A 22,736-nucleotide genomic window follows, 5' to 3' on the forward strand; every position below is an offset into this window, starting at 1 on the left:
AGCGCCTTCGCCGCGACGAGATCTCCATGAGCCGGGGCGGTGCCCAGCCAGGGTTCCGGCCACGGGGCCGGGCCGCAGGCGGACGCCGAGCAGGCGGGTGCCGGCCAGCAGGGCGGCGCCCTGGGTCGCGGTGTAGGTGGCGACGTGGGCGGCGCAGGCGCGGCGGCCGGCCGCGCTGGACTGCCCGTCGTTGTGGTCGTGCTGGCCCTTGGTCGAGCCCTGGTGGTCCGTCTGGATCCAGTGGTCCGCCACGTCGGCGGCGGCGCGGAGCAGGGCGTAGGAGGCGGCGAAGCGGGCGGCGCGGACGCTGGTCATGGTGTCCCTCCGGGGAACCAATTCGGTTGCGCAACGCGATGGTTGATGTCGCCCGGCCGCCGCGCGGGCGGGGCGGCCGGAGCGGAGTGCGGCGGGGTGCTCGCGGTTCAGCGGGCGGTGCGCTGGCGGGCGGCGAGGGACATGGCGCGGCGGGCGACGGGCGAGAAGGCGAGGGTGTCGCCGGCGCGGCGCACGGGGGGCTTGCCGCCGTTGTTGCGGCGCCCGTCCACGGCCTTCACGCCGGGGGCCTTGGAGGGGGTGGTCACCTGGGATTCGACCTGCGGCTTTTCCGCCTTTTCGCCCGGGTTTGCCGGGTCCTTGGCGGCGTCCTTCACGGCGGCCTTGGCGGCCACGCGGGCGGCGATGACGGTGGCCGTGTCGCCGAGCGCGGTGCCCTCGACGTCGTCCCAGGCACGCTTCCACGTCGGCTCGCTCGGGTGGAGTTCGCCGAGGGCGGCGGCGAGGGCGACGGCGCGCTCCCACACCGGCGGCCACTGCTGCGAGCGGATGGTCTCGCGGGCGTCGCGCTCGTCCATCTCGCGCTGTTCGGCGGCCTTCTTCTCGATCGCCTCGGCGGCGAGCTTGCGGGCTTCCTCGCGGCGTTCGCGGCGGGACTTGCGGCCCTCGCGCTTGAGGATGCGGCCGTGCTCGTGCAGGTCCCACACCATCGGGCCGGCCAGCGAGCAGAACGCCCCGCCGAGTCCGGTGCCGAGGCCGAACTCGGCCGAGCCGTGCAGGTAGTTGACGGCGGCGGCGAACAGCGCGACCGCACCCGCCAGGGCCCGGTAGTGCCAGGACGGGCGGCCTTCGTCGATCGCGGCCTCGGCGCCCTTGAGCAGTGCCCACGCGAGGCCTTCGAGGACGAGCGGGGCGGCGAGCAGGAACGGCGCGCTGGGCGACCAGAACGCCATGAGCTGCAAGGGCAGCGACACGACCACGCAGGTGATTGCGATGGCCTTTGCGTACTTGCGCCACTGCTCGGCCGAGAGCTGGGCCTTCTCGCGCGCGGCCTCGGCCTCGGCCCGCTTGCGGGCGGCCTCGGCGCGGCGCTCGGCGGCCTGTGCCCGGATCTCCTCGGCCCTGGCCTCGCCCTCGGCGATCTCGCCGGCGGCCTTCGCGGCCTTGAGCTGGTTGGCGATGTCGGCGGCGGCCTTGGCGGCCTCGGTCTTGGCGCGCAGGGCCTCGGCCTCGGCGGCCTCTTTCGACGCCGACTTTGCCGGGGTGCGGGTGCGGCCGGTGGGCCGCAGCTCGGTGACGCTCATCGGGCTCCTCCGGCGATGTCGAAGCGGATCGTGGACATCAGGCCGCGCACCTGACGGCGGCGGTGGGCGCGGGCGGCGCGGCGGCCCGCGGCGGGCAGGGTGCTCGCGAGAAGCAGTCCCGCTCCCGCCGCGCACGCGCCAGCCGGGTGGGCCAGCAGCAGCGCGACGAGCGCGGCGACGAAGGCGAGGACGGTCTTGGCGGCGGCCGGGAAGGCCAGGGCGAGCAGTCCGGCCGCCCAGGCGAAGCGCTTGAAGTGGGCCATCACGCGACCCTCCCGTCCCAGCCGGCCGCCGCGCCGCGCCGGCTCTGGATGAGTTCCTTGCGCTCGGTCACGTCCAGGCCGCCGAAGATGCCGGACGGCTCGCGACGCCTGAGCGCCAGCGCGAGGCACATCTCGCGCACCGGGCAGTTGGCGCAGATCCGCTTCGCGCGGTGCTCGCCGAGCTCGTCCTCGTCGGCCGGGAAGAACCAGTCCGGGTTCACGCCGGGGCGGGTGCAGGCGGCGCCGGACAGGTCCTCGTCCGGCGACAGGGCGATCACGATGGCCTTGGCGGCCGACTGGACGGCGCGCTCGGCGAAGGCGGGGGTGGTGGTGCCGCGGATGCTGCGGCGAACGATCCGGGTCATCACGCGGCCGCCTTCCAGTCCAGCGCCTGGAAGCGCTCCGGGCGGCGGAGCGTCCTGGCGGTGCGGGCCGGCGCCGGGGCCAGGCCCCGCAGTCCATCCCGTGCCACCGCGAGGCGCACCACCCGCTCGGCGGTCGACTCGCGGTCGCCGTCGGCGGTGGGCGGTTCCGCGTCCACGCCGAGCGCGAGCTCGGCGAATTCCGAGGCCGAATGGGCCTCCTGTCCTGCAACAATCAGTCGCACGGGGTCACCTCTTCTCAGTTGGTGGTGGGCCCGGGGCCGCCACGCGATCCTTGGCCGGGAGCGCGGCGGCCCGCTTCGTGAGGGCCCAGGCCACTCGACGTCACGAGCAGCCGCGGCTCCCCGGCACGCACCCGCCGCACGAGGCGCGGGGTGTGTCGGGGACCGTGGTCACTGGTGAAGCAAGGGGTTTGGTCTCGTCTGGACGCGGTCCTGGCTCGCCCCGGGGAGATCGCTCCCGGGGGTCGTCGCCGGCGAATGTCCGCCGCGCCGTTCTTTTGAGTCGGCTGCGTGTCCCATGTACGGCCGCCGTCTTAAGGGCGGTCCGAGGTGTCAGGGCGTGCGCCCCTTCTCTGCCGACTGGTCTCCACTCACCCCGACCGGTGTGGTCACGGATGGACTGCGGTGGTGGATCACTCTCTTGAGTTGTCGATGATGCGTTTGTGCAGTTCAGGCAGCCCAAAGAAGGGCTGTCAGTTCGCCCGCCTCGCCATGCGAGACATGTTGAACATGTCTCTTACGATGCCGATAAGCCGACGCTGCGTCAAGTCCTTCGTTTGGTTCGGTCGGAGATTCCCGACCGCGCATCACTAGATTCGGCGCTCCAGTCCCGTCGGAACACGGCGCATCTGGACGGCTACGGTCCGACTTCGCTACGGTCAAGTCGTCCCAGATCGTCCAAGCGCCGCAACGTCGTCCAGGGGAGGGCGAGATGGCCAATGAGAGGCTTCGAGGGGCGATCCTCGCGAGCAAGTTGACGCTTGAGCAGATTGCCGAGCGGCTGGGAACAAGCCCTCGGACGGTGGAGCGGTGGGTGGAAGCCAAGGATGGACGGCGGCCCTACCGGCGCTTCCAATACGCGCTCGCCAACCTGTTGCAGCGGGACCTGTCGGAGCTGTGGTCGGACGAGCAGACCAGCAGCGCGACCGCCGAGGCTGGGCGGGCGGAGCTGGTGAAGCTCTACCCGCACCGTGCGGTCGTGCCAAAGGAGTTGTGGACATCCCTCTACGCGAAGGCGACACGTCACTTCGACCTGGTGGTCTACGCCGGCTTCTGGCTCTCGGAGGACCCGCTGTTCTTCCGGCTCATCCGGGAGAAGGCCCAGGCTGGCGTGCCCGTACGGCTCATGCTGGGAGATCCCGACAGTCCTGGCGTGGCTCAGCGAGGTGAGGATGAGGGGATCGGGCCCGCTATGGCAGGCAAGATTCGGAATGCGCTTGCCAACTACGCGCCGCTGTTCGGGATCCCCGGAGTCGAGTTCCGGCTCCACTCGACGACGCTCTACAACTCCCTCTACCGCGCCGACGATGACCTGCTCGTCAATGGGCACGTCTACGGGGTCGGGGCCTACCTGGCCCCGGTCCTGCATCTCTCTCAGGTGCCTGGTGGAGAGCTGTTCAGCACGTACGCGGCGAGCATCGAACGCATCTGGGAGAGTTCCCGGATCATCACCTCGCCCCAGCTCGAAAGTGAGGCCGCAGCATGAGCCGTATCGACTACTTCCATGACCCGGCCGCCCCGCCGGCGAACTCCGTCGTGCCCTCGGTCACCGCTGTGGTGACGGACGACGCGGGACGGCTGTTGCTGATCCACAAGACCGACAACAACCTGTGGGCCCTTCCCGGAGGTGGGCACGACATCGGGGAATCCGTGGCAGACACGGTGGTCCGCGAGGTGCGCGAGGAGACGGGAATCGACGTCGCGGTCGACTCCGTCGTCGGCCTGTACACGGACCCCGGGCACGTCATGGCGTACGACGACGGCGAGGTTCGGCAGCAGTTCTCCATCTGCTTCAAGGCTCGGCCTGTCGGCGGTGACCTGCGGACGAGCTCGGAGTCGAAGGAGGTCCGCTGGGTGGACCCGGCGGACCTCGACGACCTGGACATTCACCCGTCCATGCGACTGCGGATCAGGCACGGCTTGGAGACTGCCCGAGTGCAGCCGTACATCGGCTAGGCGGTGGCGCGGGCCTGGAGCAATCGGCCTTCGACCCGGCGCGCAGCCGCGTCGATCTCCGGCTCGGCACGGCGGATGAATCGGCCGACGACGCTGTCAGGGCCGTACCGCCCCACGATCTCCGCGATCCGGTCGGGCGTCGCCGTTGGCGTGCCGTCTGGCGTGGTGGTCATGTCGCAGTAGATCAGCGCGTCCACCAGGTGCGGCTCCTCTAGTGGGAACTCCTCCTCCAGCTCTCGCCGGAGTCCGCGTTCCTCCGCTTCGAGCAGCGCGCACGAGTGGTGGGCGACCAGCCGAACGACTCGCTCGTCCACGTTTTCCGCGCGCAGGAACCGCGCTCCGTCGAGCGGGTGGAAGCCGGTGTCTGCGATCCGCGGCGAGTAGCCGACATCGTGCAGGACCGCAGCGGACTCCAGCAGTTCGGCATCCGGACCGAGAATGCCGGCGAGGCTGCGCGCCTTATAGGCCACTCCCTTGGAGTGGGACCAGCGGCGCGGCAGATCGGTGGACAGAAGGGACTCGGCAAGCTCGTAGGCCCACACGGTTGTATCTGCTCCTTGGTGATTGTGGTCAGGAATGATCAACAGGAAGGGCGCGGACGCGTCGACCCTTTCCATGGCGCACTTCGAGGACGCCGGCCCCTTCCAATTGCGCGAGGGCTCGCCGAACGGTGCCTCTCGCGGCGCCGGTTGTCTCGGTGAGTTCCTTCTCCGAGGGAAAGTCGGCACCGACGTCGAGGGTTCGGGCCAGGGCGGTGAGCTGGTCGAGTACGGGAACCTTGGGCTCGGCGCCCACGACGATCCATCCGGCTCCGGGGCGCGACTTGATGAGGCCCTTGGCCGCGAGGGAGTCAAGGGCCCGGCGTACCGTGGTGCGCCCGACACCATGCGTCTCCATCAGCCGGGCTTCGGAGGGAAGCGACGTCACGGTGGAGTCTCCACTGATCTCGCTCTCGATCGCGTCCGCGATCCGCAGGTAGGTACCGCGGGGGCTCCGCTCAGGCACTAGCCACTCCCTTGTTGAGGCAGATACCTAGTCAGGATGAACGATCGCAGGGGACGGTTGCCAGCCTGTGCGCTGACCGTCTATGGCTCCGGGCCGCAGGAGTGCAGACGGATAGCCCGGTCATCCGTGAGCTGAAACGCAAAAGGGGCCGGGGACGGGTAGCGAATCGCTACCCGTCCCCGGCCTTCGAGTACCTGCCTCAGGGCGCTGGGACAGCCGGAGCACAGGCAAGTGTCCGGGCTGTCCGGGTGTCCTGTGAGGTGCGCTGAGCTGTGAGGATTTGCCGGACAGGGGGCCGGACAGCTCAGAGGTTGCTGTCCGGGAGCCTTGGAGGGTAACACCCCGGGGTGTTTCAGCCCTACCGGACAGGTGGGCGTAGGAACCTGTGAGGTATGCGGGAGCAACGGCCCTGCTGATGGTTTCGGCACAGGTCAGAGAAGGAACGGCCTAGAAGTTCAGGGTTGCCCATGGGGCTCCGTGTGCGACCCCGCCGTGATGTGAGCAGGCGCCGCGCTTGCCAATCGCCCCGGAGGGCCAGCCGTCGGCGCATGTCGCTGCTTGAGGCATGTCCACGCGTGAGACACGCGCAGGGGACTTCTCGACATCGGCGGCGCGGCTGATGACGTGCTTGTCGAAGCAGTCCTTGTGATCCATCACGACCTGGGCGGCCTTCCCGGCACGCGCCCGCTTGACCCGGTACGCCTCAGCGACTGCGGCCTCGGATGCTCCTTGATCCGGCAGCGAGAGGTCGATCTCCGGCTGCCAGATGGACAGACGCTCGACCGCAGGGTCCATCGGCAACACCAGCGGTATGTGGACCTTCGCCGTTTCTTGATCAAGCCGCAGGGCCTCCTCACGATGCGGCTTGCATGCGCCCTCCTGAGAGTGCTCCTGCCAGGTTTTCCAACCACACGAGCCTATGGCGAACAGCATCAGTGCGGATATCCCGGCAAGGACCCACTGCCTGACCGCCTGGTCATGCTTCCGGGCTGCCTCTCGCCGCTGTGCTGCGCGCCGCGCCTCGTCGCGCGCGGCGGTTGCTGCCGTCCTTCGGTCCTCCTCGGTGTTGTGATGCCTGCACCCACCGCCTAGCCCAGGCAACTCCCGAAGCAAGCAAGGGGTGCCTTTCATGGTCGGACGCCCGCACTGCGCTGTTAGCGGGCGATACGACCGGCGCGGTCTCCTCCTGGGCGGCATGGTCGGTATTCTGCACCGGCTCAACGAGGTGGTTCTCCCCAAATGCCACCCGTTGCCTACCCGTTGTTCTGCGCGATCCTTCTGGCACCTGATCTCGGGGCCTCACTCGGGCCGTCTGTGGGCCGTCCCGGGCCAGCCAACGGCGACCGACAACACCGACCAACGACCGCCCCGAAGCCGGTGATCGGCGGCTGATCGATCGCGTCCTGCGGCGACATCAGTTCCTGCGCAACAAGCGCCAGGAGTGGGAGGAGTACCGCTCCGAGGTCACCCCCTTCGAGCTCCGGAAGAACCTCCAGGTGCTCTGAACCGGCCCCCAGGCCCGCCCGGCGACCCACCGCCGGGCGGGCCTTCGCACGTTCCGGTGCGCGGCGGGTTACTGCATACGGGCCGGTCCCGCCGCGCGGGCGTGTGTCGGCTTGCGGTGGCCGGGCGGGGCCGCTGGAGTGACCGCGATGGTCGGGCCGGCGGCGTGAAGGAGGGCCGGGGTGGCGGAGCGGCGGAACGTCGGTGCGGTGGTGCGGGCGGTGGTCCGAGGGCTGGGCGACCTGCTGCTGACCCTGGGCGTGGTGGTGGTGCTGTTCGCGGCGTACTCGGTCTGGTGGACCGACCTGGTGGCGAACCGGGAGGCGGACGGTGCCGCGGCCCGGCTGCGTGGCGACTGGGCGGTCGCCGCGTCCCCGCTCGCCACACCGGCACCCGGGCCCGAGCCGGCGCCGGACCACGGCGATCTCGGTTTCCTGCACGTGCCGGCCCTCGGCCGGGACTACCAGGTGCTGATCAGGCTCGGTACGGACGACGAGACCCTGGCGGAGGGCGTGGCCGGCGCGTACACCGTGCCGCACCGCTCGGTACCGCCGTGGGAGGGCGAGGGGAACTTCGCGCTGGCGGCGCACCGGGACGGCCACGGTGCCAAGTTCCACGATCTGGACCGGGTGGGTCCTGGCGACGCCGTGGTCGTCGAGACCAGGACCCGCTGGTACGTCTACCGGGTCGACGGCGTACTGCCGGAGACCTCCCCGGACGACGTGGGCGTGATCGCGCCGGTTCCCGTCGGCTCGCCCTACACCTCGCCGGGGCGCTACATCACCCTGACGACCTGCACGCCGGCCTACACCTCGCTCTACCGTCTGGTGGTCTGGGGGAGCCTGGTCCGGGAGGAGGCGATGACACCCGGGCGGGTGCTGCCGGCGGAGTTGCGCTGAGGGGACCCCGGCCGGACCGCACGGTCAGCGCCCCTGCGGGGGACGGTCGACCCGCATCAGGTCGGTCTCCATGGTGACCGTGTCGGTGCCGGACGGCGGGGAGTGGAAGGTCCCGTCGCCGATCGAGAGGTTGAGGATCAGGTAGGCGGAGAAGTCCGGTCCGACGCCGGTCCCGTCGGACCAGACCGCGGTCAGCCGGTCAGGGGACGGCCCGACGTACCAGGTGTCGCTGTCGGCACCGAGCCTGACCGCCACGTACACCCAGCGTTCGGGGCCGATGTCCGGGCCGGAGTAGACGGTGCTGCTCGGGCGCACGTGATTGACGAACTCGATCCGGTCCGGGTGGTCGGCGTACCACTCGAACAGGTCGAGCTCGTGACCGCCGTCCTGCCAGGTCCACAGGCAGGGCCAGGCGCCGGTGTCCGCGGCGGGCAGCCGGACGTGCACCGTCACCAGGTCGCCGGTGCGGAGCTGGAACCCGCTGCCGCCGGAGTCGCAGGAGTCGCCGGTGGTCAGCAGGCCGGTGCTCCAGGAGCCGTCGTCGGGAGAGGTGGCGGTGATGGTCAGGTGCCCGGAGGCGGTGCTCAGCGCGTCGGTGGTCAGTCGATCGAGTTTCCAACTGTTCGGATTGTCGGTGCAGTTGGCATACGCGGCAGTTTTCCAGCCCCAGGCCCGGCCCGGTCCGACGTCGAGGGTGCCGAACCGTTCCAGCAGCACCGTGGTGTCCCGCGCCGGCGGGGGGAGGGGGGCAGCCGATGACGGGGTGGCGGTGCACGTCGCGACGACCGTCACCGCCGTCGCCATCAGTATTCGGAGGGCCATGGCGCAAGGATCCCCGCCGGGCGATCGGCCCGCGCAGCGGGTGGAGCCGTCTGGATGAATTCCCCGTGCCCGCCCCCGCTCGCCCGCCGCGGATTGGTGTGTTAATGGTGTGGATAGGTCCGGGCCGTGGTAGAAATCATGCGGGTTTTATGGCGGTGGCCCAATGCTCGTTAATTCCCTTTGAATTCGCGGGTGAATTCACCGCAAGGGTTCGGACCAGCAGTGAGGAATATCCATGTACGGACTCGCTCATACCGGTGTCGCCTCGCTGGCGCTGCTGGCGACCGGCGGTGCTGCCGCCGCGATCGGTGCGGCCGTGAAGTGGTTCGCCCGGCGGTGACCGAGTCGCTGACCGTGCTGATCCCGGCGCACAACGAGGCGGACTTCATCGCTGACGCGGTGAGGTCCGCCTTCGATCAGACGGTGGCGCCGCGCACCGTGCTGGTCATCGCGGACTCCTGCACCGACGACACGGCGGCGATCGCCGGACGGTGCGGCGCCGAGGTGTTGGAGGTCGACCGGGGGAGCAAGGCGGAGGTGCTCAACCTCGCGCTCGCGGAGGTGACCACCGAGTTCGTGGCCCTGCTCGACGGAGACGGCTACTTCGCCTCCGAGCGGACCCTGGAGACGTGCCTGGAGCGGATGAACGCCAAGGGCTACGGCGGTGTCTGCATGTCCGTCACGCCGCACAGCGTGAAGGGCGTGTTCCAGCGCTCCCGCATGATCGAGTGGGCGGCGGCGCACCGGATGTCCCGGACGGTGGAGTCGTGGCACGGCTGGGTCGCCGTGCTGTCCGGCTGTGCGGGTGTGTATCGCACGGAGGCGGTCCGGGCGGTCGGCGGCTGGTCCACCGACAGTCTCTGCGAGGACGTCGAACTCGCGCTCAAGATGAACCGCGCGGGGTGGAAGGCGGGCTTCGTGGCGGGCGCCTACGTGTGCGTGCGCGACCCGGGCAGCTGGTCCGTCTACTGGGCGCAGAGCCACCGCTGGGCTGCCGGCTGGGCGCAGGCGCTGTACAAGCACCGCGGGCTTTTCCTCCGCAGCTGGGGATTCGCTCGGGTATTCGGTGCCATGCTCGTGGACAGTGCCCTGATGGCCATCGGATATCTTTCGCTGCTCTACCAGCTGGCCACCAGGTTCACCCATTTCGACGCTTTTCGGTGGATGGGCGTCTGGTTCCTGATGATGGTCGCCGTGACCTTCGGGACGGCCGCCCTGCAGATCGGCATCCGGCGGACTCTCACCTGCTATCCGGCATATCTCGCGGTGGGCACCATGGGAACCGTGCTTTCCCTTTGGGTGATGTTCCGGGAATGGGTGCTGGGCCGGCACCTGACCTCCTGGACCGGTCGTCAGGGGCGGCAGGTCGTCATCACCCGGATGTCGGAGCGAAGGCGGCTCGGCCTCACCCTCGCGGGTGTCGGCGCGGGCCTTGTCGGCACGGTTTCCGGCAGTCTGCTGAACCGCGACTCCCTGGTCGTGACCGGCACGGCCGCGAGCGGTTCGGTCCTGCTGGCGGCGCTGCTCTGGCACCTGGTGAACCGGACGCAGGAGCGGGCCTGACACCTGACCGCACCCGCGCCACGGCCCCCGTGGCGCGGGTGGACCGGCTCCTGGGAAGGTAGGTTCAGGGACCGCGCACTCGCGCGGGCGACCGGGCGGGCCGGGAGGGCGATGACGATGGCGATGGCGGAGGAGGGACAGCGAGCCGGGAGCCGGGTCAGCCGGCCGGAGATCCGGCTGGTGCGGCGCGGGTTCACCGATCCCGCGCGGGCGGTCCGGCTGCTTGCGGGGCCCGGCCTGGAGGGCCTGGCCGACGACCCCGTCCTGCTGGACGCGCTCGGAGCCACCGCCGACCCCGACCTCGCCCTGCTGGGCCTCGCCCGGCTGCTGGAGGCCGCCGACGAGGCCGACCGGCACACCCTGCGCGACACCCTGACCACCTCCAAGCCGCTGCGCGACCGCCTGCTCGGCGTCCTCGGGGCCTCCACCGCGCTCGGCGACCACCTCGCCCGGCACCCGCACGACTGGCACGCCCTGGTCACCTTCGAGCTGCGGGACATGCACCCCGGCCCGGAGGACTTCCGGCGGGCCCTCGCCGAGGGCGTCCGCACGGGCGGGGCCCGCAGCCCGGCCGACGCGCTGCGCGTCGCCTACCGCCGCTGCCTGCTCGCGATCGCCGCCCGCGACCTGTCCGGCACCACCGACCTCGCCCAGACCGCCGCCGAGCTCGCCGACCTCGCCGGCGCCACCCTGCAGACCGCCCTCGACCTCGCCGCCGAGCAGGACCCGCGGGCCGCCGCGGCCTGCCGGCTCGCCGTGATCGGCATGGGCAAGTGCGGCGGGCGCGAGCTCAACTACGTCTCCGACGTGGACGTCATCTACGTGGCCGAACCGCGAGAGGGCGTCGACGAGCACGAGGCCGTCAAGGCCGCCACCCGGCTGGCCGCCGCGCTCACCCGGCTCTGCGCGGACACCACCGGCGAGGGCACCATCTGGCCGGTGGACGCCAACCTCCGCCCCGAGGGCCGCAACGGCCCGCTGGTGCGCACCCTGGCCAGCCACGTCGCGTACTACCAGCGCTGGGCCAAGACCTGGGAGTTCCAGGCGCTGCTCAAGGCCCGCCCGGTGGCCGGCGACGCCGAGCTCGGCGCCGCGTACGTGGACGCGCTGGCGCCGTTGGTGTGGCAGGCCGCCACCCGGGAGAACTTCGTCGCGGACGTGCAGCAGATGCGCCGCCGGGTGGTCGACTCCATCCCCGTGACCGAGGTCGACCGCCAGCTCAAACTCGGCCCCGGCGGGCTGCGCGACATCGAGTTCTCCGTCCAGCTGCTCCAGCTCGTGCACGGCCGCACCGACCCGGCGCTGCGCAGCGGCAACACTCTGGAGGCGCTGGCCGCGCTCTCCCGCGGCGGGTACGTCGGCCGGGCCGACGCCGCCTCGCTGGACACCGCCTACCGCTTCCTGCGCTCGCTGGAGCACCGCATCCAGCTGCACCGGCTGCGCCGCACCCACCTCATGCCGACCGGTGAGGAGGACCTGCGCCGGCTGGCCCGCTCGCTCGCCGGGCTGATCAACGGCGACACCCGGGCCGACCCGGTCGCCGCACTGCAGCGCGAGTGGAAGCGGCACGCCGTCGAGGTCCGGCGGCTGCACGAGAAGCTGTTCTACCGCCCGCTGCTCGACGCCGTCGCCGAACTGCCGCCCGGCGCGGCCGGGTTGACCCCGGACGCGGCCCGGGCCAGGCTGGAGGCGCTCGGCTACGCCGACCCGGCCGCCGCGCTGCGCCACCTCACCGCGCTCGCCTCCGGGGTCAGCCGCAAGGCGGCGATCCAGCGCACGCTGCTGCCGGTGATGCTCGGCTGGTTCGCCGACTCGGCCGACCCGGACGCCGGACTGCTCAACTTCCGCCAGGTCTCCGACGCGCTCGGTCGCACCCCCTGGTACCTGCGCCTGCTGCGCGACGAGAGCGCCGCCGCCGAGCACCTGGCCCGGGTGCTGTCGGCCGGGCGGCTCGCCCCCGACCTGCTGCTGCGCGCGCCCGAGGCGGTGGCCATGCTGGGCGATCCGCAGGGTCTGGAACCGCGCCGCCGGGCCACCCTGGAGCAGGAGGTACTGGCCGCCGTCGGTCGCGCCGGGAGCACCGCCGCGGCCGTCGCCGCCGCCCGTTCGGTGCGGCGCCGCGAGCTGTTCCGCACGGCCGCCGCGGACGTCCTCGGCCGCCTCGGCGACGACCCCGCCGAGGCCCTGGACAGCGCGGGCGAGGCGCTCACCGCGCTCAACGCCGCCACCCTGCAGGGCGCGCTGCGGGCCTGCGTGGCCGGCTGGGAGGCCGAGCACGGGGACCTGCCCACCCGGATCGCCGTCATCGCGATGGGCCGGTTCGGAGGCCACGAACTGGGCTACGGGTCGGACGCGGACGTGCTCTTCGTCCACGAGCCCCTGCTCGGCTCGCTGGACCAGGACGCCGCCAAGGCCGCCCAGGCGGTCTGCAACGAGCTGCGCACGCTGCTCGGGGCGCCGTCCACCGAGCCCCCGCTGCTGGTCGACGCGGACCTGCGGCCCGAGGGGCGCAGCGGCCCGCTGGTGCGCACCCTCGCCTCGTACGCGGCGTACTACCGCCGCTGGTCGCACGCGTGGGAGAGCCAGGCGCTGCTGCGCGCCGAGCCGGTGGCCGGGGACGAGGAACTCGGCGCGCGGTTCCGCCGGCTGATCGACCCGCTGCGCTACCCCGGCAGCGGGGTGCCGGAGCGGGACCTCCTGGAGATCCGCCGGATCAAGGCCCGGATCGAGGCCGAGCGGCTGCCGCGCGGCGCCGATCCGACCACGCACACCAAGATCGGCCGCGGCGGGCTGGCGGACGTCGAGTGGACCGTGCAGCTGTTCCAGATGCGGCACGGGCACGAGCTGCCCGGGCTGCGTACCACCCGGACCCGCGCGGCGCTGGCCGCGGCGGCCGGGGCGGGGCTGATCGGCGAGGAGGACGCGGCCGTGCTGGACGCGGCCTGGGTACTGGCCTCCCGGGTGCGTGCGGCGGTGATGCTGGTGCGCGGCCGGCCGGGGGACAGCTTCCCGGGGGAGGCCAGGGAGCTGTCCGGGGTGGCGCGCTACCTCGGATACGGCGCCGGGCACAGCGGGGAGCTGGTGGACGACTACCGGCGGACGACCAGGCGGGCTCGGGCGGTCGTGGAGCGGCTGTTCTACGGCTGAGCCGGATGGGCCGGAAACGTGGGAGGGGCCCTCGCGGGGCCCCTCCGTGCGTCTCTTCGCGGTCTAGCGGCGGCCGCTGCCGACGGCCGGCTCGCTCCACTGCTCGGGGACGGTGATCGGCTCCTCCGCCGTCTCCCGGGCGGGCACCCGCGGCAGCTTGTAGACCCACTCGTGGTAGATCCAGCGGGCGGTGAGGAAGCCCACCGTCAGGCAGATCTCGCCGCCGACGGCGTCCATCCAGAAGTGGTTGGCGGTCGAGATGATGACCACCAGTGTGGCCAGCGGGTACATCAGGCCGAGCACCCGGACCCACGTCCGGCGGGCCAGGAAGAAGATCGCCAGACCGCACCACATCGACCAGCCGATGTGCATCGAGGGCATCGCCGCGTACAGGTTGGAGACGTGCGCGGCGGGCCCGGAGGCGAACGAGCCCCAGGTGCCGTGGGTCTTCACCGTGTCGATGAAGCCGCCGTCGGTCATCAGCCGCGGCGGGGCCAGCGGGAAGAAGTAGAAGCCGACGAGGGCGATCCCGGTGGTGACGAAGAGCACCGTGCGGGCGGCGACGTAGCGGCCGGGGTGGCTGCGGTAGAGCCAGACCAGCACGCCGATCGTGATGATGAAGTGCAGCGTCGCGTAGTAGTAGTTCATCCCCGTGATGAGCCACCCGACGCCGTCCGCGGCGTGGTTGACGGAGCGCTCGACCGCGATGCCGAGGTTCTGCTCCAGGTCCCAGATCCAGCGGGCGTGCTTCTGGGCTATCGCCTCCTGCTCCGGAACGGCGTTCCGGACGATCGAGTACAGCCAGTAGCTGATGCCGATCAGGGCGAGTTCGAACCAGATCCGCGGCCGGGCCGGGGAGCGGCGCTGGTCGCGGACGCGGTCGCGCAGGGCCGCGGTGCGCGAGCGGGCGGCGTGGGTGGCTCCGTCGGGGCCGCCGGCCGGGGCCGGGCGTGCTCCGGAACCACCACCGTGCGCCTGGTCGGCGCGCCGCGCGCCGGCTTGCTGGATCTCGGTCGGTTCCCCCATGGACGAGAAGTCTGCCAGACGTCCCGTAGCCGTCCGCTCATCCTCTGGAAGTGGATTCTTCACCGGCTGTCCCCCTTGAGGGTTAGGGGGCGACTCCCACCGGGGTAGGGGGTGAGGTCGGGTCTGGTGCTTACCGGTGGGACGGGCATACGTCCCATTGTCGCGCCGACCGGTGCGGGGCGCGCAATCGGGGTGCCCGGAGGGTTCGCGGACCGGCCGGGCGCTGCATTTTCCCCGCACGAAACCGTTTCTGCATCTTGCTGAAACATATTGCAGGCCGCTAGCTTCCAGGGAACTCGACCGCCCCTTCCCCTAAGGGAGCCCTCAGTGGCCGATACGCCGCTCAGCCCCCGGCGGAGCACCCCACGACGCAGACCCGGCCGCACGGCCGTCCTGCTCGCCTCCGCACTGACCGCCGCCACCCTCGGCGGCGCCCCCGCGGCCATGGCCGCCGCCCCACCCGCCCCGCCGTCGGACGCCGCGCTGGCGGCCACCGCCGGGCGGCACGACCTCACCCGCGAGCAGTTCTACTTCGTCCTGCCGGACCGCTTCGCCAACGGTGACAGCGCCAACGACACCGGCGGCATCACCGGCGGGCGGCTGGACAACGGCTTCGACCCCGCCGACAAGGGCTTCTACCACGGCGGCGACCTGGCCGGCCTGATCCAGAAGCTCGACTACATCCAGAACCTCGGCACCACCGCGATCTGGATGGCGCCGATCTTCAAGAACAAGCCCGTGCAGGGCACCGGTGCCGACGCCTCGGCCGGGTACCACGGCTACTGGATCACCGACTTCACCCAGGTCGACCCGCACTTCGGCACCAACGACCAGCTCAGGGAGCTGATAGCCAAGGCGCACGCCCGCGGCATCAAGGTCTTCTTCGACGTCATCACCAACCACACCGCCGACGTCATCGACGACGCGGAGCAGCAGCACGCCTACCGCTCGACCGGCGCCTACCCGACGCTCGACGCCGACGGCAATCCGGTCGACGAGACGGCCGTGGCCGACGGCGGAGCACCCTGGCCGAAGATCACCAAGGACTCCTTCCCCTACACCCCGGTCTTCCGCACCCCCGCCGACGCGACCGCCAAGACCCCGTCCTGGCTCAACGACCCTTCGCTGTACCACAACCGCGGCGACTCGACCTTCGTCGGCGAGTCCGCGACCGAGGGCGACTTCAGCGGGCTCGACGACCTCGACACCCAGAACCCCCGCGTGGTGAAGGGCTTCGAGAAGGTCTACGAGCAGTGGGTGAAGGACGCCGGCGTGGACGGCTTCCGGATCGATACCGTCAAGCACGTCAACATGGCCTTCTGGCAGCAGTGGGCGCCGGCGCTCAAGGACTTCGCCGCCAAGCAGGGCAACAAGAAGTTCTTCATGTTCGGCGAGGTCTACTCCGGCGACCCGGCGGTCACCTCGCCGTACGTCACCAAGGGCAGGCTCCAGGCCACGCTCGACTTCCCGTTCCAGGGCGCCGCGCGCTCGTACGTCTCGCAGGGCGGCTCGGCGAAGAACCTCGCCGACGTCTACGGCCAGGACTACCGCTACACCAGCGCCGACACCGACGCGTACGAGCTGCCGACCTTCCTCGGCAACCACGACATGGGCCGCTTCGGCTCCTTCCTCCTCGCCGACAACCCGGGCGCCGACGACGCCACCCTGCTGAAGAAGGACCGGCTCGGCAACGAGCTGCAGTTCCTCACCCGCGGGCAGCCCGTCGTCTACTACGGCGACGAGCAGGGCTTCACCGGCGCGGGCGGCGACAAGGACGCCCGGCAGGACGTGTTCGCCTCGCGGACGGCGTCCTACAACGCCGACCGCGTGCTCGGCGGCGCGCCGGGAGCGGCCGACCGGTACGGGCAGGGCGGCGAGCTCTACCGGGGCATCGCGGGCCTCGCCCAGCTGCGCCGCGACAACCCGGCGCTCGCCGACGGCGCCCAGATCGAGCGGTACGCCGCCGACGGCGCGGGCGTGTACGCGTTCTCCCGGATCGACGCCGGGCAGCAGGTCGAGTACCTGGTGGCGGTCAACAACGCCACCGAGGCGAAGACCGTCACCCTGGACACGTTCTCCGCCGGGATGGCCTTCGACCGGATCTACCCGTCCGCGGGGGAGCGGGCGACCAGCGGCGCCGACCGCAAGGTGACCGTCACCGTGCCGGCGCTGTCCTCCGTCGTCTACAAGGCGGGCGCCAGGCTCGCGCCGGTCGCCGCCGCGCCGCAGATCTCGGTGCAGCCGCCCGCGGACGGCTCGACCGGGCTCGTGACGATCGGGGCGAGGACGGACGGCGGCTTCGACCGCGTGACGTTCGCCGCGCAGGTCGGCAGCGGGCCCTGGCAGACGCTCGGCACCGCCGACACCGGGAAGTACGCCGTCACCCAGGACCTGAGCGCCGTCGCCCCCGGCACGGTCGTCCGCTACAAGGCGGTCGTGCAGGACTCCAGCGGCCACCTGCGCTCCGCCACCGCGAGCTTCACCACCGGCACCCCGGCCCCCAAGCCCGTGCCGACGGCCACCGCGCGCCCGTACGCCGTCGTGCACTACAACCGGCCGGACGGGAACTACGACGGCTGGAACCTCTACGCCTGGGGCGACCTCGCGGACGGCGAATCGACCCAGTGGCCGGCCGGGCACGGCTTCACCGGCCGGGACGCGTACGGTGCCTTCGCGTACGTGCGGCTCAAGCCGGGCGCCTCGGACGTCGGGTTCATCGTCGAGAAGGACGGTGTCAAGGACGTCGACGCCGACCGGCACGTCGACCTCGGCAGCACCGGCGAGGTCTGGGTCAAGCAGGGCGACCCGGCCGTGCGCACCACCGATCCCGGACCGACGGGCACGCCGCCGGCCGGCACCGCCGTCATCCACTACAACCGGGCCGACGGCGACTACGACGGCTGGGGCCTGCACGACTGGACCGGTGCCGCGAACCCCACCGACTGGGGCAAGCCGCTGATGCCGGTGCGCCGCGACGCCTTCGGAGACGTCTTCGAGGTACCGCTCGCCCCCGGGGCGACCAGCCTCAGCTACATCCTCCACAACGGCAACGACAAGGACCTGCCGGGCGACCAGTCGCTGGACTTCTCGGTCAACGGCCGGGAGGTGTGGATCCTCGGCGGCCGCGAGGGCTACCTGCTGCCGCAGAACGCGGCCGCCTCCTCGCAGTTGGACCCCGGCACCGCCAAGGCCCAGTGGATCGACGCGAAGACCGTCGTCGTCCCCGCGAACTACGGCGCTGCCGACGCGGCGCTCGCCGGCGGCACCAGCGCCCAGCTCGTCTACGACCCCGCGGGCGGCATCCGCGCCGACAAGGGCGTGCTGACCGAGCCGGGCAAGTGGATCCGGCTCGCCCCCGTCCAGGGCGGGCTGACCGACGCGCAGAAGGCCAGGTTCCCGCATCTGGCGGGCTACCGGGCCTTCACCGTGGACGCCCGGGACGCCGCGCGCGTGCCCGCCGCGCTGCGCAGCCAGCTGCTGTTCACCGAACACCTGCCGAGCGGCGCCGCCCTGGCCGCGACCGGGGTGCAGATCCCGGGCGTGCTGGACGACTTGTACGCCGGGAAGACCGGCCGGGTCGACTTCGGCCCGGCGTACTACGACGGCAAGGTCGCGCTGTCCGTGTGGGCGCCGACCGCGCAGGAGATGTCCGTCCAGGTCTTCGACAGCGCCGCCGGGGGCATTCCGAAGACGCTGCCGATGAAGCTGGACGACGAGACCGGCGTGTGGGAAGTCGTCCGTGACAAGGCCGAGTTGGACGGCAAGTACTACGTGTACCAGGTGAAGGTCTGGGCGCCCTCGGTGCAGCGGACCGTCGTCAACACCGTCACCGACCCGTACTCGGTCGCGCTGTCCGCCGATTCCAGGCGCAGCCTGGTGGCGAACCTCGACGCCAAGGAGCTCAAGCCCAAGGGCTGGGAGGACCAGAACGTCCCGGCGGCCGTCCCGCCGGCGAAGCAGCGGATCCAGGAACTGCACGTCCGCGACTTCTCGGTCGAGGACGCCACCGTCCCCGCCGCCGAGCGCGGCACCTACCTGGCGTTCACCGAGTCCGGCTCGGCCGGGATGCAGCACCTTCGGGACCTCGCCAAGGCCGGCGTGACCACGATCCACCTGCTGCCGACCTTCGACATCGCGTCCATCCCGAAGGACAGGGCCGGGCAGAAGCTGCCGCCCTGCGACCTCAAGTCCCTTCCGCCGGACGGCCCGAAGCAGCAGGAGTGCGTGGCCGCCGTCGCCGCGGACGACGCGTACAACTGGGGGTACGACCCGCTGCACTACAACGTGCCGGAGGGCACGTACGCCACGGATCCGAACGGGACCGCCCGTACCGTGCAGTTCCGGCAGATGGTGCAGGCCATGCACGAGGCCGGGCTGCGCGTCGTGCTGGACGTCGTCTTCAACCACACCGCCGCCAGCGGCCAGGACGAGAACTCGGTGCTGGACAAGGTGGTGCCCGGCTACTACCAGCGGCTGGATGCCAACGGCAAGGTGACGACGGACAGTTGCTGTTCGGACACCGCGCCCGAGCACGCCATGATGAACCGGCTCGTCGTCGACTCGGTCACGCTGTGGGCACGCGAGTACCGCGTCGACGGCTTCCGCTTCGACCTGATGGGCCTCGACCCGAAGTCCACCATGCTCGACGTGCAGGCCGCGCTGCGGAAGATGACGCCGGACTCGGACGGCGTCGACGGGAGGAACGTCTTCCTGTACGGCGAGGGCTGGAACTTCGGCACCGTCGCCAACGACGCCCGGTTCGTCCAGGCCACCCAGGCCAACATGGCCGGCACCGGCATCGCGACCTTCGACGACCGGATGCGCGACGCCGCCCGTGGCGGCAACTTCATGCTCGGTTCCGCGCCGCAGCAGGGCTTCGCCTCCGGCCTGTACACCGACCCGAACGGCTCGCCCGCCAACGGCACGCCCGAGCAGCAGAAGGCCCGTCTCCTGCACGAGATGGACCAGCTGAAGGTCGGACTGACCGGCAACCTGGCCGGCTACGCCTTCACCGACAGCTCCGGCAAGGCCGTCACCGGTGCCCAGGTCGACTACAACGGCGCCCCGACCGGGTACGCGAGCAGGCCGGGCGAGGCGGTGGAGTACGTGGACGCCCACGACAACACCGACCTGTTCGACGCCCTCGCCTACAAGCTGCCCACCGGCACCGCCTCCGCCGACCGGGCCCGGATGCAGGCGCTCGGGCTCTCGCTCACCGCGCTCACCCAGGGCGCGGGCTTCGCCCAGGCGGGCAGCGACCTGCTGCGCTCGAAGTCGCTCGACTCGAACTCCTACAACTCGGGTGACTGGTTCAACGCGATCCACTGGAGTGCTGCGGACGGCAACGGCTGGGGTCGCGGCCTGCCGATGGCGGCGGACAACAAGGAGCTCTGGCCGACGGCCCAATCGCTCCTGGCCAACCCCAAGTTGACCGTCGGCGCGGACGACATCCGGGCGACCACGGCACAGTTCCAGGACTTCCTGCGGATCAAGCAGTCCTCGCCGCTGTTCTCCCTGCCGACCCTCGCCGACGTCCAGCAGCGGCTGTCCTACCCGCTCTCCGGCACCGCCGGTGAGACGCCCGGGGTGATCACCCTGCACCTGGACGGCACCGGCCTGGCCGGCGCCGAGAAGGGAGTCACCGTGGTCTTCAACGCCACGCCCACGGCGCAGACCCAGACGGTGGCCGCACTGAAGGGGACGGCTCAGGCGCTGCACCCCGTCCAGGCGGGCGGCGCGGACCCGGTGGTCAAGCAGTCCGGCTTCGACGCCGCGACCGGCACGTTCACCGTGCCCGGCCGCACCGTGGCGGTGTTCGTCCAGGGCTGACGACCTCCGACTCCCGGGCCCGGTAGCGCCGTTGTGGCGGTGCCGGGCCCGGGTTCGTTCCCGGCACCGCTCGAAATGGCCGGAACCGTACGGTGGCACGGCCGGAAAGGTGACGTGTCGGGCCCCGCGGACGCTGCGTCCCGGCCGGGCGCTCCGACGCCGGCCTGAGCGCTGGTCAGTGCCGGTGCGGGGGATCCGAACCATTTGGCGCTCATGAAAACCGTTGTTGTAAGTGCCTTTACCTGTAACGCGGTTGAAGCACTTCGCGATCGCCCGGTGCGGACTCGAATCGGCCAAACCATGGCATGCATCTGTCATTAACGGCTCATTTGCTGCCACGATTCCCCCTGCTGCTGACGAGGGACCCCCCCAACTCTCCCTCGCTGCGGCGACGTTCCCCGTGCGCACCTTTGCGCGCAACGCACACCTGCACCCCCTCTGCACCTGACTCTGTGAGCACCGCTGCACCCCTGGCGCACACCGCCGCCGGGGGCCCCCACTGCGCCGCAACCCCGCGGCCCAGGTCGCCCTCCACCGTGCGCACACCCGCGCCGGTCGGTTAAGGAGTCCGCATGTCCCGCTACACCCACGCCCGGAAGGCGGCGGTCGTCATGGCCGCCACCACCGCGCTGCTGGTGACCGGCATCCCGGTCATCGCCCAGGCGGCCGCCCCCGACGCGCCGACGGTCGTCGCCCAGCAGCTCTCCGCCCGTGCGGAGCTCCTCTCGTCGGCGAACCAGCAGGCCGCGAGCCTCGCCCAGAGCATCGGGCTGAGCGGCCAGGAGAAGCTCGTCGCCAAGGACGCCGTCCAGGACACGAACGGCGACCGCCACCTGCGGTACGAGCGCACCTACGCCGGACTCCCGGTCCTCGGCGGCGACCTGGTCGTCCACCAGACCGCCGCCGGCGCCACGAAGGGCGTGACCAAGGCCAGCGACGCCGTCCTGGCGGGCCTGGACACCACCCCCGCGCTCGCCGCGCCGAAGGCCCAGGAGAGCGCGCTGGCCGCCGAGTCGGGCGCCGCGCTGGAGGCCGCGCCGCGCCTGGTGGTCTTCGCCGCCAAGGGCACCCCGCGGCTCGCGTACGAGACCGTCGTCACCGGCAAGGCGGACGACGGCACCCCGAGCCGCCTGCACGTCGTCACCGACGCGGCGACCGGCGAGGTGCTCAGCAAGAACGAGACCATCGAGACCGGCACCGGCACCGGCGTGTACGTCGGAAACGTGCCGCTCACCACCACCCAGAGCGGCGGGCAGTACCAGCTCAAGGACACCACCCGCGGCGGCCAGTACACGACCAACATGAGCAACGGCACGTCCGGCAACGGCACGCTGTACGCCAAGTCCACCGACACGTGGGGCAACGGCAGCGCCAGCAACAGCGAGTCCGCCGCCGTGGACGCCCAGTACGGCGTCGCCGCGACCTGGGACTTCTACAAGAGCGCCTTCAACCGCAACGGCATCCGCAACGACGGTGTCGGCGCGTACAGCCGCGTCCACTACGACAACAACTACGTGAACGCGTTCTGGGACGACTCCTGCTTCTGCATGACCTACGGCGACGGCTCCGGCAACACCCATCCGCTGACCGCGCTCGACGTGGCCGGCCACGAGATGAGCCACGGCGTCACCGCGGCCACGGCCAACCTCAACTACTCCGGTGAGTCCGGCGGCCTCAACGAGGCCACCTCCGACATCATGGGCAAGATGGTCGAGTTCAACGCGAACCTGGCCTCCACGCCGCCGAACTACTTCATCGGCATCCAGCTCAACATCAACGGCAACGGCACCCCGCTGCGCTACATGGACCAGCCCTCCAAGGACGGCTCCTCGGCGGACTCGTGGTACTCGGGCGTCGGCAACCTGGACGTCCACTACTCGTCCGGTGTCGCGAACCACTTCTTCTACCTGCTGTCGGAGGGCAGCGGCGCGAAGAGCATCAACGGGTTCAACTACAACAGCCCGACGGCCAACAACGTCACCGTCGCGGGCATCGGCCGGGACAAGGCCAAGCAGATCTGGTACAAGGCGCTCACCGCCTACATGACCTCGACCACCGACTACGCCGCCGCGCGCACGGCGACGGTCAGCGCGGCCACCGACCTCTACGGCGCGAACAGCAACGAGGTCTACCAGGTGGGTCTCGCGTGGGCGGGCGTCAACGTCGGCCAGGTGCCGCCGAACCCGGGCGGCGTCAGCGTCACCAACCCGGGCAGCCAGTCCACCGCGCTGAACGGCTCGGTGAACCTGCAGATCCAGGCCTCGGGCGGCACCGCGCCGCTGTCGTACTCCGCCACCGGCCTGCCCACCGGCCTGTCGATCAACTCCTCGACCGGCGTGATCTCCGGCACGGCCTCCACCGCGGGCAACTACAACGTGACCGTCACGGTCACGGACGCGGGCGGCAAGACCGCGACGACCAGCTTCTCCTGGAGCGTCTCGGGCGGTGGCGGCGGCTGCACGCCGACGCAGCTGCTGGGCAACGCGGGCTTCGAGACGGGTGCGGCGGCGCCGTGGACGGCGTCGAGCGGTGTGATCGACAA

Annotated in this window: 16 protein-coding genes and 2 pseudogenes; 8 read left to right on the top strand and 10 right to left on the bottom strand. The window is 71.3% G+C overall.

Annotated features, from left to right (window positions below; all coding sequences use genetic code 11):
• The 5 genes and pseudogenes from AB0C76_RS39180 to AB0C76_RS39200 all read right to left on the bottom strand — a co-directional run.
• Nucleotides 1-315: pseudogene (locus AB0C76_RS39180) on the bottom strand (transcriptional regulator); the annotation flags it as partial.
• A gap of 107 nt (nt 316-422) precedes the next feature.
• A complete protein-coding gene (locus tag AB0C76_RS39185; RefSeq protein ID WP_359974936.1) occupies nt 423-1,577 on the bottom strand; it encodes a hypothetical protein in 1,155 nt (384 codons plus the stop codon).
• Entirely contained in the window at nt 1,574-1,840 is a 267-nt protein-coding gene (locus AB0C76_RS39190; protein WP_359974938.1) for a hypothetical protein, read from the bottom strand. Before AB0C76_RS39190 ends, AB0C76_RS39185 begins: the two co-directional genes overlap by 4 nt.
• Nucleotides 1,840-2,205 carry a WhiB family transcriptional regulator gene (locus AB0C76_RS39195; RefSeq protein WP_359974940.1) on the bottom strand — a complete coding sequence of 122 codons (366 nt, stop codon included), beginning with the start codon at nt 2,203-2,205 and terminating at the stop codon, nt 1,840-1,842. The genes AB0C76_RS39190 and AB0C76_RS39195 overlap by 1 nt, the downstream gene beginning before the upstream one ends.
• The gene (locus AB0C76_RS39200) at nt 2,205-2,447 is read right to left on the bottom strand and encodes a hypothetical protein (RefSeq protein ID WP_359974942.1); all 243 of its coding nucleotides are present in this window, start codon (nt 2,445-2,447) and stop codon (nt 2,205-2,207) included. Before AB0C76_RS39200 ends, AB0C76_RS39195 begins: the two co-directional genes overlap by 1 nt.
• A 709-nt stretch (nt 2,448-3,156) precedes the next feature.
• On the opposite strand from AB0C76_RS39200, the gene AB0C76_RS39205 reads away from it, so the two are divergent.
• The gene (locus AB0C76_RS39205) at nt 3,157-3,930 is read left to right on the top strand and encodes a helix-turn-helix transcriptional regulator (protein ID WP_359974943.1); all 774 of its coding nucleotides are present in this window, start codon (nt 3,157-3,159) and stop codon (nt 3,928-3,930) included.
• Nucleotides 3,927-4,400 carry an NUDIX domain-containing protein gene (locus AB0C76_RS39210; RefSeq protein ID WP_359974945.1) on the top strand — a complete coding sequence of 158 codons (474 nt, stop codon included), beginning with the start codon at nt 3,927-3,929 and terminating at the stop codon, nt 4,398-4,400. The genes AB0C76_RS39205 and AB0C76_RS39210 overlap by 4 nt, the downstream gene beginning before the upstream one ends.
• Here AB0C76_RS39210 and AB0C76_RS39215 read toward each other — a convergent pair.
• The 3 genes from AB0C76_RS39215 to AB0C76_RS39225 all read right to left on the bottom strand — a co-directional run bounded on the left by AB0C76_RS39215 (nt 4,397) and on the right by AB0C76_RS39225 (nt 6,338).
• Nucleotides 4,397-4,942 carry an HD domain-containing protein gene (locus tag AB0C76_RS39215; RefSeq protein WP_359974947.1) on the bottom strand — a complete coding sequence of 182 codons (546 nt, stop codon included), beginning with the start codon at nt 4,940-4,942 and terminating at the stop codon, nt 4,397-4,399. The genes AB0C76_RS39210 and AB0C76_RS39215 overlap by 4 nt on opposite strands.
• Before the next feature lie 28 nt (nt 4,943-4,970).
• Nucleotides 4,971-5,405 carry a GntR family transcriptional regulator gene (locus AB0C76_RS39220; RefSeq protein WP_359974949.1) on the bottom strand — a complete coding sequence of 145 codons (435 nt, stop codon included), beginning with the start codon at nt 5,403-5,405 and terminating at the stop codon, nt 4,971-4,973.
• A 447-nt stretch (nt 5,406-5,852) separates the two neighbouring features.
• Nucleotides 5,853-6,338 (bottom strand): hypothetical protein, encoded by a 486-nt coding sequence (locus AB0C76_RS39225; protein WP_359974951.1) that lies wholly within the window; start codon nt 6,336-6,338, stop codon nt 5,853-5,855.
• A 485-nt stretch (nt 6,339-6,823) separates the two neighbouring features.
• Here AB0C76_RS39225 and AB0C76_RS39230 point away from each other — a divergent pair.
• Both AB0C76_RS39230 and AB0C76_RS39235 read left to right on the top strand, forming a co-directional pair.
• Nucleotides 6,824-6,910, top strand: a pseudogene (locus tag AB0C76_RS39230) (glutamine synthetase); the annotation flags it as partial.
• 180 nt (nt 6,911-7,090) lie between these two features.
• Entirely contained in the window at nt 7,091-7,807 is a 717-nt protein-coding gene (locus AB0C76_RS39235) for a class E sortase (RefSeq protein WP_359974953.1), read from the top strand.
• A gap of 24 nt (nt 7,808-7,831) precedes the next feature.
• Here the strand turns inward: AB0C76_RS39235 and AB0C76_RS39240 are convergent, their stop codons facing one another.
• Nucleotides 7,832-8,629 (bottom strand): beta-glucanase, encoded by a 798-nt coding sequence (locus AB0C76_RS39240; RefSeq protein ID WP_359974955.1) that lies wholly within the window; start codon nt 8,627-8,629, stop codon nt 7,832-7,834.
• Between the two features lie 336 nt (nt 8,630-8,965).
• Between AB0C76_RS39240 and AB0C76_RS39245 the strand changes: the two genes are divergently transcribed.
• On the top strand, nt 8,966-10,192 hold the full coding sequence (locus AB0C76_RS39245) for a glycosyltransferase family 2 protein (RefSeq protein ID WP_359974957.1): 1,227 nt from the start codon (nt 8,966-8,968) through the stop codon (nt 10,190-10,192).
• Between the two features lie 117 nt (nt 10,193-10,309).
• Entirely contained in the window at nt 10,310-13,339 is a 3,030-nt protein-coding gene (locus AB0C76_RS39250; RefSeq protein WP_359974964.1) for a bifunctional [glutamine synthetase] adenylyltransferase/[glutamine synthetase]-adenylyl-L-tyrosine phosphorylase, read from the top strand.
• A gap of 63 nt (nt 13,340-13,402) precedes the next feature.
• Here the strand turns inward: AB0C76_RS39250 and AB0C76_RS39255 are convergent, their stop codons facing one another.
• Nucleotides 13,403-14,365 carry a phosphatase PAP2 family protein gene (locus tag AB0C76_RS39255; protein WP_359974958.1) on the bottom strand — a complete coding sequence of 321 codons (963 nt, stop codon included), beginning with the start codon at nt 14,363-14,365 and terminating at the stop codon, nt 13,403-13,405.
• Between the two features lie 327 nt (nt 14,366-14,692).
• Here AB0C76_RS39255 and pulA point away from each other — a divergent pair, with 327 nt between their 5' ends.
• Complete coding sequence (gene pulA / locus AB0C76_RS39260; RefSeq protein ID WP_359974960.1) at nt 14,693-20,194, top strand: pullulanase-type alpha-1,6-glucosidase; 5,502 nt, start codon at nt 14,693-14,695, stop codon at nt 20,192-20,194.
• 572 nt (nt 20,195-20,766) lie between these two features.
• A partial coding sequence (locus AB0C76_RS39265) for a M4 family metallopeptidase (RefSeq protein ID WP_359974962.1) occupies nt 20,767-22,736 on the top strand: 1,970 nt, incomplete at its 3' end.

The sequence above is a fragment of the Kitasatospora sp. NPDC048722 genome (genome assembly GCF_040650235.1).
In the GTDB taxonomy this organism is placed as follows: domain Bacteria; phylum Actinomycetota; class Actinomycetes; order Streptomycetales; family Streptomycetaceae; genus Kitasatospora.